This window comes from Hamadaea flava (assembly GCF_024172085.1).
Classification (GTDB): Bacteria; Actinomycetota; Actinomycetes; order Mycobacteriales; family Micromonosporaceae; genus Hamadaea; species Hamadaea flava.
Genome location: NZ_JAMZDZ010000001.1, coordinates 1,282,619 through 1,298,977, shown reverse-complemented (window position 1 = coordinate 1,298,977; position 16,359 = coordinate 1,282,619). Strand labels below are relative to the sequence as shown.

Sequence of the window (16,359 nt, the reverse complement as noted above, 5' to 3'; positions counted from 1 at the left end):
TCACTCGCTTTCGGTCCGGCCGGGGCCGACGATCCCCGTTTCGTACGCGAGGATGACGGCCTGCACGCGGTCGCGTAAACCGAGTTTTCCGAGGATCCGGGCGACGTGCGTCTTCACGGTCGCCTCCGACAGGTGCAGCTGCCCGGCCAACTCGGCGTTGGTGTGGCCGTGCGCGATCAGGGTCAGCACCTCCAACTCCCGTGGCGTCAACGTGGCCAGGTCCCGGTGGGCCGTGGCGGCCGGGGAGTCCCGGCGGGCGAACCGGTCCACGAGACGGCGGGTGATGCTCGGGGCGAGCAGCGCGTCGCCCGCCCGCACCAGGCGTACCGAGGCGACCAGTTGCTCCGGCGTCACGTCCTTGAGGAGGAAGCCGCTCGCCCCGGCGGCCAGCGCCGCGTACACGTACTGGTCGAGGTCGAAGGTCGTCAGGATCACCACGCGCGGCTGGTCCGGACTGTCGCCGGTCAGGATGCGCCGGGTGGCCTCCAGCCCGTCCATCTCCGGCATCCGGATGTCCATGAGCACCACGTCCGGGCGCGTACGCCGGACGGCCTGCACCGCCTCGACCCCGTTCACCGCCTCGGCCACCACCTCGATCCCGTCGGAGGCGAGGATCATCCGGAACCCGGCGCGTACCAGTGCTTGATCGTCGGCGATGACGACGCGGGGGGCGCTCATGGCGTACTCATGGGAATGACGGCGGTGACCCGCCACCCGTCGCCGGTGAGCAGCGGCCCGGTCCGCAGGGTTCCGCCGTAGACCGCGAGACGTTCGCGGAGGCCGAGCAGGCCGCGGCCGGAGCCGCCGTCGCCCGATGCCCGGCCGCCGGTGTCGGTGACCTCGATGCTGAGCTCCTCTTCTCCATAGTGGACCGAGACGGTGGCCGCGCCGCCTGAGGCGTGCTTGACCGCGTTGGTCAGCGCCTCCTGCACCACCCGGTACGCCGCGAGCGCCTCGCCGCTGGCGACGGCGCGCGCCGTGCCGGTGACCGAGAGGGCGACCGGCATCCCGGTGTCCCGGACCCGGCCGACCAAGGTCTCCAACTGGTCGAGACCGGGCTGCGGGGCGAGGTCGGGGGCCTCGCCGGAGGCCGGCGCGAGCAACCCCATGACGTGCCGCAACTCCGCCATCGCGGTACGCCCGGCGCCCTCGACCGCCAGCAGCGCCTGCCGGGACTGCGCCGGCGAGATGTCGAGGGTACGCCGGGCCGCCCCGGCCTGGATGACCATGACGCTGACGTTGTGGGTGACCACGTCGTGCAGTTCCCGGGCGATCCGGGACCGCTCCGACTCGACCGCCCGGCGCAGGGCGGTGGCCCGTTCCTCGTCGGCGGCGGCGAGTCGGCGCCGGCTCTCGTCGCTCTGAGCTCGCCAGAGTCGCAGGGCGAGTCCCGCGAGCACCAGCATCGCCAGCACGACGATGCCGACGTACTGATCCGGCACGGACGGCATGCCTTGGCTGGTGGAGCGCCAGGTCAGGAAGGCCAGCACGCCGACGCTGGCGAACGTCGGCACCCGATAGCGGCTGTACGCGGCCGCGCTGTAGGCCGCGATCACGCAGCCGTAGTAGCAGACCCGGGGCACGTAGTCGATGACCGGGACGGTCAGTGCGGCGATGATCCAGAGCACGGCCAGCGGGTACCGTCGCCGCTGCGTCAGGATGACGCAGGCCAGCAGGGTGACGAAGATCAGACCGCCCCGGTTCGGGCCCTCCTGGCGAAGATGCATCACGCCGTCCGCGCCGAGGAAGGCCGGCTCGTCGGAGACCTTGTCGAAGACGTAGTCCAGCCCGCCGAACGCGCAGACCAGCGCGAGCGCGATGTCGAAGAGCTGGTTGCGCGCCGTCATCGGCCACGCCGGCCCGCTGGGCCGCAGCAGGGCGCGTACGCGCTCCATCAGCTCACGCTCCGGGGGTTCCGCCACGCGGCCATTATCCGTGCTGGTCCCGGCGCTGCCATCAGCCCGGGGACTACGCCGCGAGGATGACCCCCGCCCAGCGGCGTACGCGATATCGCTCCGCACGCGGACGCGGGCCGGCCTATCCGGTTCCTACCGTGACGTCACTTGATCTCGATATGAGGGAGCACACCATGGCTGTGATCGAACTGCGCGGCGTCAGCCGCCGGTACGACCAGGGACCGCCCGCGCTCGACGACGTGACGCTGACCGTCGAGCCGGGCGAGGCGGTCGCCATCCTCGGCCCGTCCGGCAGTGGCAAGTCGACGATGCTGAATCTGATCGCCGGGCTCGACCGGCCCGACGCGGGGACGGTGTCGGTCGCCGACGTCCGGCTGGACAAACTGGGCGAAGCGGCCACGGCTCGGTATCGGCGCGCGCACGTCGGGATGATCTTCCAGTTCTTCAACCTGCTCGACGACCTGACCGTCGCCGACAACGTCGTCCTGCCCGCGCAGTTGGCCGGGATGAGCCGGTCGGAGGCCCGCAAGCGGGCGGCCACCCTGCTGGAGGCGCTCGGCATCGGCCGCCACTCGGGGGCGTACCCGGGACGGCTGTCGGGCGGCCAGCGTCAGCGGGTCGCGGTCGCCCGCGCGCTGATGAACAAGCCGACGCTGCTGCTCGCCGACGAGCCGACCGGCGCCCTCGACAGCGCCTCCGGCGACGACGTACGCAAGCTGCTCACCGAGCTGAACGGGGAGGGGCAGACCCTCGTCCTCGTCACCCACGACGAGTCGCTGGCCGCCGCGTGCGCCACGCGTACGGTCCGGTTGGTGGACGGACGGATCGACTCCGACACCCGCACCCGGATGGGAGCCGCGCGGTGAGCGGACTCAGCAAGGTCGTGCGCTCCGGGGTGGGCCGCCGCCGGGTGCAGACGGCCGTCGTCGGGCTGGCCACGTTCATGGCGGTCGCGGCGGCGGTGCTGGCCGGGTCGCTGCTCGTGGTGTCGACCGCTCCGTTCGACCGGGGGTTCGCCGAGCAGCACGGCGCCCACCTGAGCGCCCTCTTCGACGGGTCCAGGGCGACCGAGGCCCAGACGGCGGCCACGGCGAGCGCGTCCGGCGTCGCCGAGAGCTCGGGACCTTTCCAGGTCGTGACCCAGACGCCCCGGTTCGGTGGCAGCGGGGACCAAGGCGGGCACGAGCTGCAACCGTTGACGATCGCCGGGCGGGCCCAGCCGGCCTCCGGCGTAGACAAGGTGTCGCTCAGCGACGGGCACTGGCCCACCTCGGCCACTGAGATCGTGCTGACCGACCAGATCCCGCTGGACACGAAGCTGACCTTCGAGGCGCTGCCCGGCAGCCCGACGTTCATCGTCGTCGGGCACGCCCGGTCGGTCAGCCGGACCGCCGACGCGTGGGTGCTGCCGGCCGCCATCGCCTCGCTGACCCCGGCCGGGGCGAAACCGGAATACCAGATGCTCTACCGGTTCACGACGGCCGCCACAGCGTCCGACATGGACACCGCGAAGGCGGCGATCGCCGCGGCCGCGCCGGGCGAATCGCTGCTCGGCAGCCAGTCCTGGCTGACCGTCAAGGAGGGGGCCGACCGCACCGCCGCGTTGTTCGTGCCGTTCCTGATCGCCTTCGGGCTCCTCGGGCTGATCATGGCGATCCTGAGCGTCGGTGGCGTGGTCGCCGGGGCGGTGAGTGCGGCGACCTTCCGGATCGGGGTGCTGAAGGCCATCGGCTTCACTCCGGCCCAAGTCGTCCGGGCGTACGTGTTGCAGGCGCTCATTCCGGCTGCGGTCGGCGTCGTCCTCGGCGTCGTCGCGGGCAACCTGCTGGCCATCCCGGTGCTCGCCGAGTCGGACGAGGTCTACGAGACCGCCCCGTCGGCGGTGCAGCCCTGGGTCGACGTCCTGGTGGTGGTCGCGGCGCTCGTCATCGTGGCGCTGACCGCGCTGATCGCCGCGGCGAAGGCCGGGCGGCTGCGTACCGTGGACGCGCTCGCGGTCGGGCGAGCACCGGCTGCCGGCCGCGGCCGGTTCGCCGCCTCGCTCGCGTCCCGGCTGCCGTTGCCGCGTCCGGTCAGCCTCGGGCTGGCCCAGCCGTTCGCCCGGCCCGCCCGGATGGCGGCGATGCTCGCCACGGTGATCTTCGGGGCGGCCTCGGTCGCGCTGGCCATCGGCCTGACCGCGTCACTCACCCTGGTCGAGACCGCTCGCTCGCACGACAAGGCCCAGATCCTCGTCGGGCCGTTCATGATGGGACCGCCCGAAGGCGCAGAGCAGTCCGGCCCGCCGCCGATCAACCAGGGGCCGCCGCCCGGCCCGTTCGACGCGGGCGGCCCCGATCCCGCCGCGGTGACCTCGGCGATCGCCGGAGTGACCGGCACCAAGGAAAGCTACGGCTTACTGACCGCGCCCGCGACGGTCGCCGGCATCACCGGCGAGGTCGACGTGCTCGCGTACCGGGGTGACCCGCGGTGGGCCGGCTTCGAGATGACCGAGGGCCGCTGGTACGCGGGCGCCGGCGAGGCGATCCTGCCGACGCCGATGCTGACGGCGACCGGGGCGAAGATCGGCGACACGATCACGGTGACGGTGAACAACTTCCACATCCCCGTACGCGTCGTCGGCGAGATCTTCTCGACGCAGAACAACGGGATGCAGGTCTTCACCGACATCGCCACGCTCACGTCGGTCATGCCGCAGGTGACTCCGTCGGAGTACTACGTCGGTTTGACCGAGGGCACCGACGCGAACGCGTACGCCACCTCGCTGGAGACGGCGTTGAAGCCGTTCGGCTTCCACGCCAACGTCAACCCGGGGGGCAACAGCAGCACCCTCGCCGCCCTCAACGCCCTGACCGCGCTGTTGACCGTGATGCTCGTCGCCGTGGCGGCGCTCGGCGTGCTCAACGCGGTCGTCCTGCAGACCCGGGAACGCGTACGCGAACTCGGGGTGCACAAGGCGATCGGGATGACCCCGAAGCAGGCCGTCACCGTGGTGCTCGCCTCGGTCGTCGTGATCGGGCTCGTCGGCGGCATCGCCGGGGTGCCCGCCGGAATGGCGTTGCACGGCGTCATGGTGCCCGCGATGGGCGACAGCGCGGGCGTACGCCTGCCTCCGGCGCTCCTGGACGTCTATCAGCCCTGGCTGATGGGGCTGCTGGCGCTGGGCGGTCTGGTCATCGCGATCGTCGGCGCGCTGCTGCCGGCCGGGTGGGCGGCGCGGATCCGGACGGCGACCGCTTTGCGTACCGAGTAGCCGTTCGTCCCCCAGGGTGCGCTGGATCAGGGTTCCGGATCGAATCATGAAGCAAGATTCGACCTGGAACCCTGATCCAGCCGGGCGGGAATTGATCCACAATGGTCGGATGAGGAAGAGCGCCGCAGTGGTGGTGGCGATGGCACTGGCGGCGACGCTGGCGGGCTGCGGCACGGTGGGCGGCGACGGGGACCTCGCCGACGACTGGCGCCCGATGCCGTCGGCCGCAGCGTTCGTGCCGGAGCTGGGTTGCCACACCGGAGCGGTCGCGGAGAACGCCTCCCGGAAGGACTACGCCGTCGTCGAGTGCGCCGAGTCCCACGTGTCGGAGACGATCTACGTAGGGCAGTTGTCGGGCGCGATCGCGAACGAGAAGTCCCTGCCGCTGGCGACGAACCCGGCGCTGGCGGGTGCGTACACGGAGTGCTCGGGGCGGGCCGATCAACTCCTCGGCTCCTCGTGGCTCGACTTCCTGCTGGAGCTGCGGCTGATCCTGCCGACGGCGGAGGCGTGGCTGGGCGGCGCCCGCTGGTACGGCTGCGACCTGCTGCAACCGACGTCGTACGAGGACGAGACATATTCGAAGCGCGACGCGGCCCTCAAACCGGACTCGGCGCTCCGCATGGGCTGCTACCAGACGAAGGTCAACGGCAGCACGGCCGACCTGACCGAGATCGCCTGCGCTAGCACGCACAACACGGAGTACGTCGGCTCCTTCGTGGCGACCGCGACGCAGCCCCCGGTGTCCAAGGACGACTGGCAGGCGCTCCACGACCGGTGCATGGGCCTGGTGGCGAAGTACGTCGGAGTGTCCTACTCGCAGGCCGACGACCGGTACCTCGACGTTGCGGGCACGGCCTCGGAGAACTTCGCCGCCGGGCGCAAGGGCGTACGGTGCTTCCTCTGGCTGCGGAACGCCAAGATGGCTGGTTCGGCCAAGGGCCGCAAGACGGCGGTGCCGCGCTACAAGTGAGGGTCAGACCCGCCGCATGACGGACACGACCTTGCCGAGGATGACGGCCTCGTCGCCGTCGATCACGTCGTACGCCGGATTCTGCGGTTCCAGCAGAACATGGCCGCCCCGCTTGCGATAGACCTTCACGGTCGCCTCGCCGTCGATCATCGCGGCGACGATGTCTCCGCTGTACGCGTCGGGCTGCTGGCGTACCACCACGATGTCGCCGTCGCAGATGGCCGCGTCGATCATGGACTCGCCGCGGACCCGGAGGCAGAACAGCGTGCCCCGGCCGACCAGCTCGCGGGGCAGCGCGAGGATCTCCTCGGGGTGTTCCTCGGCCAGGATCGGGCCGCCCGCGGCGATCGCGCCGAGCAGCGGCACCATCGCGGGCGGCGACGCGTCCGGCGCGTCTGACCCGGTGGGCTGCAGGAACATCCGGACGTCGACGGGCCGGGTGGCCGCGCGGCCGCGTCGCAGATACCCGCGGTCCTCCAGGTCCCGCAGGTGCTTCGCGACCGTGGACGTAGAGCTGAGTCCGACGCGGTCGGCGATCTCCCGCGCGGTCGGCGGATAGCCGTGCCGGACCACCCAGTCCCGGATCACGCCGAGAATGCCGCGCTGCCGCGGAGTGAGGATGGAGGTGTCGATGTCTTCCGCCAGAACCACCCCATGATCATGGCGTATCCGCCCGCCGGGCGGGCGTTGCCGCGCCGGATCAGAGCCGGCGTCGGTCAGAGCAGCGTACGCACCTCGGCGGCGAGCGCGACGGACGCCTCGATCTCGACCTTGCGGATGGACACGCTCTCCACATTGAACCCGTACGGCATGCCGAGCCGCCGGCAGAACTCGCTCAGCTCCCGGGCGGCCGCGACGCAGTGCCGGTAGGACTCCGCGAGGGGATCGGGCGCGTGCCGCAGCGAGTTCTCCAGCCATCGCGGGATGCCGACGCCCAGCCATTTCAGGAAGGCCAGCGTCTTCAGCGATCCGCAGACGGACAGGGTGAACAGCAGTGGCCGAGGCGCGACGCCCTGCTCGGCGCAGGCGTAGAAGTAGTCGGACACCATGCTCTTGGTCGAGTCCACGTCGTAGACGACCTGCGAGATGAAGAAGGTGCAGCCGTCGGCCTGCTTGGCCAGCAGCCGGTGGTGCTCGTCGCGGCCGCCGACGTAGCGCTCGGTGATGGCGACGCCGCCCAGGAGCAGATCGGGCCGGACCTCGCGGCGAAGCTTCTGCGCCTGCGGCAGCCCGGTGCGGACGGCCTTCTGGCTGGACGACGCGCCCACGAAGACCCCGAGTACGCGCTGCGGGTCCGCGTCGGCCAGCCAGCCTCGCAACTCGTCCTCGGCGTACTTGCCGACGCAGCGGTAGATCACGACCGGACGATCCCAGCCGGCCAGATGCTCGGCGTGGAACGCGGCGGGATCCATCGTCGGCAGGTAGGGGAACGGCCGCTCGGCCGGATTCCGGTCGCTCTCGTCGTCGATGTCGTAGAGGACCAGCCCGTCGACGTCGAGCTCGGCCAGCCGGGCGGTCGTCACCGCGGCGATCTCACTGATCTGCTCGGGAGTCGCGCTGCTGCGCGGCGGAGTGATGCCGAACAGCAGCGCTCCGGCCTGGCCGCCGGCCAGCAACTCCGGCAGCGGCGGGCGGGGTAGATCGCGCGACATCCGCCGACCCTATCGCGCCGCCCAACCGCGGCCGTTGATCATGGGATTTCCGGTCGCGACATGCCACCGACACCGCGGTCAACTCCATGATCAACGCGAAGGGGGTCAGGGGGTGAGGCGCTGTTCCAGGCGGTCGAGGCGTTCCGTGATCGGGATCAGCTGTTCGCGTACCGCCGAGGTCAAGGCAGTGACCACGTCGGCGGTGGGGGTGGCCGCGGACTCGTTGCGCGCGGCCCAGCCGGCCAGCACGGCCGCGACCGCGCGACGGGTCAGCCGCAGGTCGGCGCCCGCGCTGCGGAGCTGATGGCCCGCGGAGCCGGCAGGTTCCGCGATCAAGCCGAGCAGCAGGTGTTCGGAGCCGACGTAGTTGTGCCCGAGCCCCATGGCCTCGGTGACCGCCAGGCGCAGCGCCTCCTTGAGGGCGTCCTCGTACCGCTGGTCGGACGGCTCGGCCGGCCGCGCGTGGCGGGCCGCGAGGGCGGCGCTCAGCTCCTGGGGCTCGATGTCCATCGACCGCAGTACGCGCAACGCGAGGTTCTCGTTCTCGTCGACGATGGCGGCCAGCAGGTCGGCGGTCGTGGCGGGACGGTTGTCGGCCCGCGCGTCGTCGATGGCGAGCGAGACGATGGTCTGCGCCCGCTTGGTGAATCGGCTGAACTGCACGTTGGCCTCCAGGTCCACCTCGTCGTGGAGGGATTCGTGCATGGCGGTGACCCGCCGGACCGCCTGCTCCAGGGCGCGCTGGCAGATCGCGGAGATCGGCAGGTTGGCCTGCTTCACCGCGTCGGCCAGCTCGTCGGAGAGGTAGACGTTGATCTTCGGCATCACGACCGCTCCTCTGGGGTTAGAGTGGGGTTATAACCCCACTGTACCCCTAGTGCGATCGATGTCAACGCTCTTGGCGCTCCAGCCGGAGCGTCAGCCCGTCGAGCAGGCTGATCAGCCCGAAGTCGAAGCTGAGCGCCCGCGCCACCGCCGGGTCCTCGTCCTCATAGGAGTCGTAGCGGTCGATCAGCTCGGGGTGGTCGGCCGCGGCCTCGACGAGCAGCGGCCGCATCTTGAGCTGCAAAGCCTGGGGGTCGCCGCCCGACTTCGCGACCATCGCCCGGTACGCGACCTCGGAGGTGACGGTGCCGAGCACGTAGGAGAAGACCGCCGCCCACGCGAAGTCGATGTTCGAGCGGACGAACCCGGCTCCGGTCAGCGTGCTGGTGACCCGGCTCATCGAGCGCAGCGCGTTCGGCCCGATGGCGGGGCGCGTGCCGATGAGGGGGACGGCCCACGGATGCCGGATGAGCGTGTCCCACATGGAGTACGCGTACCGCTGGACCACGTCGCGCCAGCGCAGGTCGTCGCCGACCGGGACGGTGAACTCTCCGTAGACCTCGTCGAGCACGAGTTCGAGCAGCTCGTCCTTGTTCGCCACGTGCCAGTAGACGCTGGTCGCGCCGGAGCCGAGCCGGGCGGCGAGGCGCCGCATGCTCAACGCGTCGAGTCCCTCCTCGTCCAGCAGGGCGAGGGTCTCCCGGACGATCTGGGCGCGGTCGAGGTTCGAGGACTTGGCGGGCCGCTTCTCGCGCGTCCACACCGAGGTCACCGGAGTCTGCATGGACCTAAGCATAATCGGTCTCGCACACTGTGCGAGTCTGTCGTACAGTGTGCGAATGGACTCGAACACTGTACGAGAGACGGCTGTCCCGGCCGAGCGGGACCCGCGGCGCTGGTGGATCCTGGCGGTCCTCTGCCTCAGCCTGCTGGTTCTGGTCGTCGACAACACCGTGCTCAACCTCGCCATCCCGGCGCTGATGACCGACCTGAAGGCGACCCCCGCCGACATCCAATGGGTGCTGGACGCGTACATCCTGGTCTTCGCCGGGCTTTTGCTGACCTCAGGTTCGCTGTCCGACCGGTTCGGCCGCCGCAGGCTGCTGCTCCTCGGGCTCGCCCTGTTCGGCGGCGCGTCGACGCTCGCTGTGCTCGTCACCGAGCCGTGGCAGCTGATCGGCGTACGCGCGCTGATGGGCGTGGGCGGCGCGCTGCTGATGCCGAGCACGCTCTCGATCCTCATCACGGTCTTCGACGAACATGAACGCCGCAAGGCGTTCGCCGCCTGGAGCGCGGTCGCGATGCTGGGCGTCATCGCCGGCCCCACCGTCGGCGGGTTCCTCCTCGACCACTACTGGTGGGGCTCGATCTTCCTGCTCAACGTGCCCGTCGCCGCGGTCGCCATCCTCGCGGCGGTGCTGCTCATGCCGGAGTCGCGCGGCCCGGCCCGCAAGCTGGACCCGGCCGGCGTCGTGCTGTCCACAGTGGGCATGACCGCCCTGGTGTACGCCATCATCGCCGGGCCGGCCGACGGCTGGTCGGAACCCAGAGTGCTGGTCGCCGTCGCTCTCGCGGTGCTGGGGCTGGGCGCGTTCGTGTTCTGGGAGACCCGCAGCGCGTCGCCGATGCTGCCGCTGGAACTGTTCCGCGACCGCCGGTTCAGCGGCGCGAGCTTCTCGATCGTGCTGCTGTCCTTCGGCACCGGCGCGTTGCTGCTCATGCTCACCCAGTACCTCCAGCTCGTGCACGACTACACGCCGATCAAGGCCGGACTGGCGTTGCTGCCTTATGCCGTCGCCGCCGCGCTGTTCAACGCGGTCGGGGCGGCCCTGGGGCAGAAGGTCAGCAACAAGGTGCTCATCATGGTCGGGCTGGCCGTCATCTCCGTGGGCTTCGTGGTCATCGCCTTCCTCGACGCGTCCAGCAGCTACGGCGCGCTCATCACCGGCCTCATGATCATGGGCGTCGGCGGCGGCCTCGCCGGGCCGGCGGCGTACGCGACGCTTCTCGGTGCGGTCCCGCAGCAACACGCCGGCGTCGGCTCGGCCCTCAACGACACCGTCCAGCAGGTCGGCATGGCGCTGTCGGTGGCGGTCCTCGGCAGCGTCCTGGCCGGCGTCTACACCTCCCGGATGCCCGACGAGGCGCCCGCGGTGGCACGCGAATCACTCGCGGGCGCGCTCTCGCTCAACGACGCCGGGCTCGCCGCCATCGCCCGCGACGCCTTCATCAAGGCCATGTCGTTCGGCTCGTGGGCCGCCGTCGGCTTCTCGCTGGCCGCCGCAGTGCTCGCGGCCGTCCTGCTACCCAAGCTCCGCCCAGCCCCAGCCCCGGCCCCGGCCCCCGCCCCCGCCCCCGCCACCGCCCTGTCGGGTCGATCATGAACCTTCGGCCATGATCGACCGGCGTGTCGCGTACCAGAGTTCGTGATCGTTCCCCTGACGGCATGATCGACTTCGCCGTCAGGGGAAGGTCAGCGGGAGGCGGAGCGGGACAGCCACCAGGCGAAGGCGAGCTGGAGGACCCCGGTCAGGATGAGCCAGATCGCCGCGATCCAGATGACGAAGACGAGACTGGGCTCGGGGAAGACCAGCAGGATCAGGCCGAAGAACGCGTTCATGAGGGCGATGACGATGGCCACGGACCGCTCGCCGGGCGGATTCTGGTAGGCCGCCACGATCTCGGCCGCCCCGGCGACGATCCACCCGATGCCGACGAGCACGACGATCGTCCGGATCGAGCCGGGCAGGTTGGCTGCCACGACCACCCCGGCGATGAGGTAGATCAGGCCGGTGACGATCCGCCACGCCCGGCCGCGACCGGTCCGATGCCCGGTGACGCCGGTCAGGACTCGGGCGAGCCCGAGCAGGAACAGGGCGATCGCAAGCAGCCAGCCGAAGACCTCCAGCGTCTGGCCGGGCCACACCAGCAGCACCAGGCCCAGCACGATCGAGGTGACCGCTCCGGCGGGGGTGGCGCTGCGCCAGCCGCTGACCTGCGTCATCGTCATAGATCGACGGTACGGGGCGAAGCCGCCGCGAAAGTGGGAAATGTCGGCAAGCGACCGATGAGTTCGACGTTAATCGGTGCTCGTCTGGTGGACGCCGTTCAGCCGCGGATATTTGATCTTGCGGGAGATCCCACCTACGGCACGGTCGGAGTGGAATAGTCGCAGGCATGGCCCGGCCCTCCCTCTACGAGTACGCCGGCGGCAGCCCCGCGATCCTGGCGCTGGCCGCCGCTCACCATCAGCGGTGTCTTGACGATCCCGTGCTCAACCACCCCTTCTCCCACCCCGGTCATCCGCAGCACGTCGAGCGGCTGGCGGCGTACTGGGCCGAGGTGCTCGGCGGCCCGGCGGGGTTCACCCCGTTCGGCGGGCAGGCCCAGATGCTCGGGATCCATTGCGGCAACGAGGCTCCCACCGAGATGGGGGAGCGGTTCTACGAGTGCTTCGTCCAGGCGATGGACGACGCCGGGCTGCCGGACGATCCCGAGTTCCGGGGCGCGCTGGCGGCGTACATGCGGTGGGCCGTCGACAACGTCATGGACCACATGAGCCGCGACGCGGAAGTCCCGGCCGGGGCGCCGATGCCGCGCTGGTCCTGGGACGGTCGGCAGGCGTGACCGACCCGGCCGACGACCTCTACGGCCTGCCACAGGCGGAGTTCACCGCCGCCCGGGACGCGGCGGCCCGCGACGCGAAGGCGGCCGGCGACAAGATGCTGGCCGCCCGGCTTGCCAAGCTGCGCAAGCCGAACGCGGTCGCCTGGCTGGCCAACCAGCTCGTCCGGCAGCGGCGGGAGGCCGTCGAGCAGCTCGTCGACCTCGGCGATCAGCTGCGTGCGGCCACCACGCGGCTCGACGGCGAGCAGCTCCGGCGGCTGTCCACCCGGCAGCACGAAGTGGTCGCCGACCTCGTACGCCAGGCGCACGAACTCGCCGACCGCCCGGTGGCCGACGCGACCGAACGCGGGCTGGAGCAGACCCTGCGATCCGCGCTGGCCGACCCGGCCGCCGCCGACGAACTGCTCGCCGGGCAGCTGTCCGAAGGGCTGTCCCGGATCGGCTTCACCAGCCTGCTCAGCGCAGTCCCCACCGACGACGCGGTCGACACCAGTACGCAGGGCGCGCCGGCGGGCAAGCCGCGATCCAAGGCGGCGGCCGTCGCGGGGGAGTCCGCGAAGCCGGAAACGGCGGCGGAGCGTACCGAACGCAAGGCGGAGAAACGACTGCAAGCGGCGGCTGAGGCCGCCCGGAAGCAGGCCGAGGCCGAGCTTGCCGACGCCGAAGCCCTCCTCCGCACCGCACGAGACACAGTGGACGCACTCCGGCAGCGGCTCGACGAGGCGTACGAGGGACGGGCCGAGGCCGACCGCGCGGTGCAGGCCGCCCGGAAGCGGCTGCAGCAGGCCGACCGCGACGCCCGGCTGGCCGCTCGCGGGCTCACCGACGTCAGCGTGCGGGCTTCGGACCGATGATCGTGGGCGGCTTGGCGCCGAGGAAGAAGATCCCGGGGTAGGTCTCGAACCCGTCGCTCTTGTTGCGGCGCAAGGTCGAGTTCTCGATCGTCATCGTCCCGGTGCGGTCGTTGCTGACGAAGAACACGGCTCCACCGCCTTCGGCGGCCCGATTGTCCTGCACGATGCTGCCGGCGATGGTCACCGTGAACCGGTCGCCGTCGGTGTAGATCGCGCCGCCGCTGCCGCCGCCGGGCGTACCGGGGCGGGCCGGGTTCGCGCCCTTGCCGATCGCACGGTTGTGCGTGAGCAGGCTGTTGAGCACCACCCAGGACACGCCGATGCTGCTCAGCGCGCCACCGTTCGAGCAGACGCCGCCCTGCCCGGACGCGCCGCCGAAGGTGCTGCTCACGATGTAGACGGGCTTGTCCTGGTACTGGTCGAGCACCCGGAGCGCGGCCCCACCCAGGTCCGGTCCCGTGGTGTCGCATCTGTTCCGCAGGAAACGGGAGCTGACCACCTTCACCCGGCCGCCGCGGACGAACATCGCACCTCCGCCGCCGCCCTCCGTCGCGTCCCCAGTGGAGTTGCCGTCGGCGAAGGTCAGGTTCTGCACGGTCAGCTGCGGCGAGGCCTGGTCGTTGCAGTGCGACGTGGTCCACACGAGCGACTTGTCGCACGTGTTCATGTAGAGGATGCGGCGCTTGCCACCACCGCTGAGGGTCACCAGGCCGCCGCCGTCGAGCACCACCTTCGCGCTCGTGTTGCGTACCCTCGCGGTGCTCTTCATGGTGATCGTGAGCGGCGCGGAGCCGCAGGAGAAGGTGATGACGCCACCCTTGGCCACGGCCGCGACCACCGCCTCGGAGGTGCAGCTCGCCGCGGTGCCGTTGCCGATCACCCGATCGGGTTTGCCGGTGTCGACCGCCTTCGCTTCGGCGGGCACCTTGGCCGTCCCCTTCGGATTACCCGCGCTGAACGCGGCGACCGGCTTCGACGGCGACGGCGAGGCCGCCGCCGAAGTCGCGGTCACGGCGCCGGGCGACGGCGAACCGCTCGACTCGACCCAGGTCGTTGCGGGGTCGGCCGAGCCGCAGCCGGCGAGGGACAGACAGAGGAGGAGGGCGAGTCTGCGCACCTCGGGCATCCTACGAGGGGTACGCGGATCGGCGTGTGCCACGTTGTCCGGCCGGCACCGCAGCGCAACGCGATCCGGCGGCCGGGCGCGAAAGTCGCGGAGATGATGTCCGGGTGGGGGGTGCTGGCGTCCCGCCGGTCGGCGGTAACGTTGCGCAACCGCAGGCGGGCGGTATAGTCCGTCGCCGAGCCCACCGACGACCCCGCGGCGGGCTCGTGGCCGTTTGGGAGGGTGGCGCGCAATGTCCCAGAACGAGGAGTCGTACCGAGGCGATGGGCCGTCCCGTCCGTCGTTCGCGCAGGTCATGCGCGGGTACGACAAGCGCCAGGTCGACTATTACGTCGAACAGGTCGCCGGCGACCTCGCTACCCTGTCCACCGAGCGGCAGCGCGCCTTCGACCAGGTCCAGCGGCTGAACAATCAGCTGCAGCAGGCCCGGGTGGAACTGAGCGAGCTGCACCAGCGGCCGCAACAACTCGAGCGGGCCTCGTTCGGTCACCTAGGCACGATGGTCGACCAGATCATCGGACTGGCCGAGAAGCAGGCCGAAGCGATCGTCAACGCCGCCGCCCAACGCGCCACCGATCACCAGGCCGAGGCCGACAAGACGGTGGCCGACGCGCGGGAACTGGCCGACAAGATCCGGTCCGACGCCCAGGCGGCGCGGGAGCAGGCCGACCAGGACGCGCAGCAGACCCGCGAGAACAGCCTCGAAGAGGCGGAGCAGGCGCGTAAGGAACTGCAGCAGGAGATCGAGGCCGCCCGTGCGCAGACTCAGCAGGAGCTGACCGAGACGCGTACCGCGCATGAGGCCGATCTGGCCCGGCTGCGCAACGAGGCCGAGCAGAAGAACGCCGGCCTGCAGGCAGAAGCCCAGCAATACGCCTCCGAGCTGCGCCGCAAGGCGGGCGAGCAGAACGCCGCACACCAGCAGCAGCTCGCCGCCGTGCAACAGGAGATCGAGGTACGCCAGCAGGGACTGGCCCAACTCCAGGCCGCGCTGGACAACGCCCAGCAGCGCCTGGGCGAGGCGCGCCAGCAGGGTTCGGTCGCCGCGAACGAGCTGACCGAGTTGCAGCGCCGCCTGGTCGAGGTGAAGCAAGAGCTGTCCAGCGAGCTGAACCGGCTCAACGACGCCCGCCGCGAGGCGGACGCCACCGAGCGGCACGCCGAAGAGGTGCGGGCGCGCTTGCAGCGGGAAGCCAAGCGGATGGCCGACCGCGCCGCGCAGGCGGTCATGGCCGCCGCCGCGATGAGCGCCGAGACCGGCGAGTACCAGATGGTCGCGATGCGGCCCGACGGCACCACGATTCCGGTCGACACGCCCGCGCCGGTCGCCGAGCCCCTGGCGGAGTCGCCCGTTTCGCCGGCCGCCGCGGCGTTCGCGCCGACCGAGGAGCACCCGCGCGTACAGAGCACCCCCGAGGAGCACGTACGCGTTCCAGGCGGTGCGGAGCAGCGGGCGATGGAACGGCCGCGCGTACCGGAGTCGAGTTTGTTCTCCGAGCGCAACGGCAACCACGCTCCGGCTGGGGCCGAACGCAACGGCCGGGACCGGCTGCTGTTCGACCGCGACGCCTTCGACGGTTTCACCGCAGGCCGACGCGCCGCCGAACCGCAGGCTGCCGACGCCGTAGCGGTCGTGCCCGAGGGCGCACCCCGGCCGGAGCTGCCGCGCCGGGACGACCCTGCGCGTACCGACGAACTCGCCGACCTCCGGGAGTCCGCCGCCGTCATCGAGGCGCTGGTGGACGAGGTCGAGGATCTGGAAGAGACGGTCGACGCCGAGCTGGCCGACGACGAACTGCCCGCCGACGAGGACGGGCCGAACCGCGACGAACTGGGCCGGCTCATCCCGACGCAGCGTGGACTCCAGCCGCACGTCGCCGCCGAATAACCGTCGTACGCCGAGCGCCGGCGGGCGTGCCCCCGAACCTCGGGGCGCGCCCGCCCCGCTGAGCCCGCGCGTTCGCAGGCGGCGTGCGCCGCCCGCTCACGTCGCAGCCGCCGCGGGCGCTTCCGGCTCACGCCGCGAGGTGCCAGGAGCTCGCGCCTGCGGGCGCCTCTGGCTCGCACCGCGATCTCCGGAACGCCATGTACCTAACGCGACCGCTGATAGGTACACAGCGTTCCGGTGGTGCG

The 16,359-nt window shown here is 71.2% G+C and carries 15 protein-coding genes; 7 read left to right on the top strand and 8 right to left on the bottom strand.

What is annotated here, in order from left to right; translation table 11 throughout:
- Together HDA40_RS06355 and HDA40_RS06350 are read right to left on the bottom strand one after the other, a co-directional pair.
- Positions 1-678: a response regulator gene (locus tag HDA40_RS06355; RefSeq protein ID WP_253752913.1), complete on the bottom strand. Its 678-nt coding sequence runs from the start codon at positions 676-678 to the stop codon at positions 1-3.
- Positions 675-1,922, bottom strand: coding sequence for a sensor histidine kinase (locus HDA40_RS06350; protein ID WP_253752911.1), 1,248 nt, complete (start codon positions 1,920-1,922; stop codon positions 675-677). Before HDA40_RS06350 ends, HDA40_RS06355 begins: the two co-directional genes overlap by 4 nt.
- 167 nt (positions 1,923-2,089) lie before the next feature.
- On the opposite strand from HDA40_RS06350, the gene HDA40_RS06345 reads away from it, so the two are divergent.
- The 3 genes from HDA40_RS06345 to HDA40_RS06335 all read left to right on the top strand — a co-directional run bounded on the left by HDA40_RS06345 (position 2,090) and on the right by HDA40_RS06335 (position 6,142).
- Positions 2,090-2,782 (top strand): ABC transporter ATP-binding protein, encoded by a 693-nt coding sequence (locus HDA40_RS06345; RefSeq protein ID WP_253752909.1) that lies wholly within the window; start codon positions 2,090-2,092, stop codon positions 2,780-2,782.
- On the top strand, positions 2,779-5,169 hold the full coding sequence (locus tag HDA40_RS06340) for an ABC transporter permease (RefSeq protein ID WP_253752907.1): 2,391 nt from the start codon (positions 2,779-2,781) through the stop codon (positions 5,167-5,169). Before HDA40_RS06345 ends, HDA40_RS06340 begins: the two co-directional genes overlap by 4 nt.
- 109 nt (positions 5,170-5,278) lie before the next feature.
- The gene (locus HDA40_RS06335) at positions 5,279-6,142 is read left to right on the top strand and encodes a septum formation family protein (protein ID WP_253752905.1); all 864 of its coding nucleotides are present in this window, start codon (positions 5,279-5,281) and stop codon (positions 6,140-6,142) included.
- Positions 6,143-6,145: 3 nt separating this feature from the next.
- On the opposite strand, the gene lexA is transcribed toward HDA40_RS06335, so the two are convergent.
- The 4 genes from lexA to HDA40_RS06315 all read right to left on the bottom strand — a co-directional run bounded on the left by lexA (position 6,146) and on the right by HDA40_RS06315 (position 9,403).
- Positions 6,146-6,811: a transcriptional repressor LexA gene (gene lexA / locus HDA40_RS06330; RefSeq protein ID WP_372503151.1), complete on the bottom strand. Its 666-nt coding sequence runs from the start codon at positions 6,809-6,811 to the stop codon at positions 6,146-6,148.
- A 47-nt stretch (positions 6,812-6,858) separates the two neighbouring features.
- On the bottom strand, positions 6,859-7,794 hold the full coding sequence (locus HDA40_RS06325; RefSeq protein WP_253752901.1) for a methylenetetrahydrofolate reductase: 936 nt from the start codon (positions 7,792-7,794) through the stop codon (positions 6,859-6,861).
- Positions 7,795-7,899: 105 nt separating this feature from the next.
- Positions 7,900-8,619, bottom strand: a complete 720-nt coding sequence (locus tag HDA40_RS06320) for a type II toxin-antitoxin system CcdA family antitoxin (RefSeq protein ID WP_253752899.1) — start codon at positions 8,617-8,619, stop codon at positions 7,900-7,902.
- A 64-nt stretch (positions 8,620-8,683) separates the two neighbouring features.
- The gene (locus HDA40_RS06315; protein ID WP_253752897.1) at positions 8,684-9,403 is read right to left on the bottom strand and encodes a TetR/AcrR family transcriptional regulator C-terminal domain-containing protein; all 720 of its coding nucleotides are present in this window, start codon (positions 9,401-9,403) and stop codon (positions 8,684-8,686) included.
- Positions 9,404-9,458: 55 nt separating this feature from the next.
- On the opposite strand from HDA40_RS06315, the gene HDA40_RS06310 reads away from it, so the two are divergent.
- Entirely contained in the window at positions 9,459-11,003 is a 1,545-nt protein-coding gene (locus HDA40_RS06310; protein WP_253752895.1) for an MFS transporter, read from the top strand.
- 89 nt (positions 11,004-11,092) lie between these two features.
- Here the strand turns inward: HDA40_RS06310 and HDA40_RS06305 are convergent, their stop codons facing one another.
- Complete coding sequence (locus tag HDA40_RS06305; protein WP_253752893.1) at positions 11,093-11,629, bottom strand: HdeD family acid-resistance protein; 537 nt, start codon at positions 11,627-11,629, stop codon at positions 11,093-11,095.
- Between the two features lie 167 nt (positions 11,630-11,796).
- Here HDA40_RS06305 and HDA40_RS06300 point away from each other — a divergent pair, with 167 nt between their 5' ends.
- On the top strand, positions 11,797-12,246 hold the full coding sequence (locus tag HDA40_RS06300; RefSeq protein WP_253752891.1) for a globin domain-containing protein: 450 nt from the start codon (positions 11,797-11,799) through the stop codon (positions 12,244-12,246).
- Positions 12,243-13,100, top strand: a complete 858-nt coding sequence (locus tag HDA40_RS06295; RefSeq protein WP_253752889.1) for a hypothetical protein — start codon at positions 12,243-12,245, stop codon at positions 13,098-13,100. The genes HDA40_RS06300 and HDA40_RS06295 overlap by 4 nt, the downstream gene beginning before the upstream one ends.
- Here HDA40_RS06295 and HDA40_RS06290 read toward each other — a convergent pair.
- The gene (locus tag HDA40_RS06290; protein ID WP_372502848.1) at positions 13,075-14,226 is read right to left on the bottom strand and encodes a hypothetical protein; all 1,152 of its coding nucleotides are present in this window, start codon (positions 14,224-14,226) and stop codon (positions 13,075-13,077) included. The two genes, HDA40_RS06295 and HDA40_RS06290, sit on opposite strands and share 26 nt — an antisense overlap.
- Before the next feature lie 232 nt (positions 14,227-14,458).
- On the opposite strand from HDA40_RS06290, the gene HDA40_RS06285 reads away from it, so the two are divergent.
- Positions 14,459-16,114 (top strand): DivIVA domain-containing protein, encoded by a 1,656-nt coding sequence (locus tag HDA40_RS06285; RefSeq protein WP_253752886.1) that lies wholly within the window; start codon positions 14,459-14,461, stop codon positions 16,112-16,114.
- Positions 16,115-16,359: the final 245 nt, after the last annotated feature.

Bases quoted from the DNA above. Each gene is read 5' to 3' on its own strand.
- HDA40_RS06355 (WP_253752913.1), bottom strand. From the start codon at position 678: ATGAGCGCCCCCCGCGTCGTCATCGCCGACGATCAAGCACTGGTACGC.
- HDA40_RS06345 (WP_253752909.1), top strand. From the start codon at position 2,090: ATGGCTGTGATCGAACTGCGCGGCGTCAGCCGCCGGTACGACCAGGGA.
- HDA40_RS06335 (WP_253752905.1), top strand. From the start codon at position 5,279: ATGAGGAAGAGCGCCGCAGTGGTGGTGGCGATGGCACTGGCGGCGACG.
- HDA40_RS06325 (WP_253752901.1), bottom strand. From the start codon at position 7,794: ATGTCGCGCGATCTACCCCGCCCGCCGCTGCCGGAGTTGCTGGCCGGC.
- HDA40_RS06320 (WP_253752899.1), bottom strand. From the start codon at position 8,619: ATGCCGAAGATCAACGTCTACCTCTCCGACGAGCTGGCCGACGCGGTG.
- HDA40_RS06315 (WP_253752897.1), bottom strand. From the start codon at position 9,403: ATGCAGACTCCGGTGACCTCGGTGTGGACGCGCGAGAAGCGGCCCGCC.
- HDA40_RS06310 (WP_253752895.1), top strand. From the start codon at position 9,459: ATGGACTCGAACACTGTACGAGAGACGGCTGTCCCGGCCGAGCGGGAC.
- HDA40_RS06305 (WP_253752893.1), bottom strand. From the start codon at position 11,629: ATGACGATGACGCAGGTCAGCGGCTGGCGCAGCGCCACCCCCGCCGGA.
- HDA40_RS06300 (WP_253752891.1), top strand. From the start codon at position 11,797: ATGGCCCGGCCCTCCCTCTACGAGTACGCCGGCGGCAGCCCCGCGATC.
- HDA40_RS06290 (WP_372502848.1), bottom strand. From the start codon at position 14,226: ATGCCCGAGGTGCGCAGACTCGCCCTCCTCCTCTGTCTGTCCCTCGCC.
- HDA40_RS06285 (WP_253752886.1), top strand. From the start codon at position 14,459: ATGTCCCAGAACGAGGAGTCGTACCGAGGCGATGGGCCGTCCCGTCCG.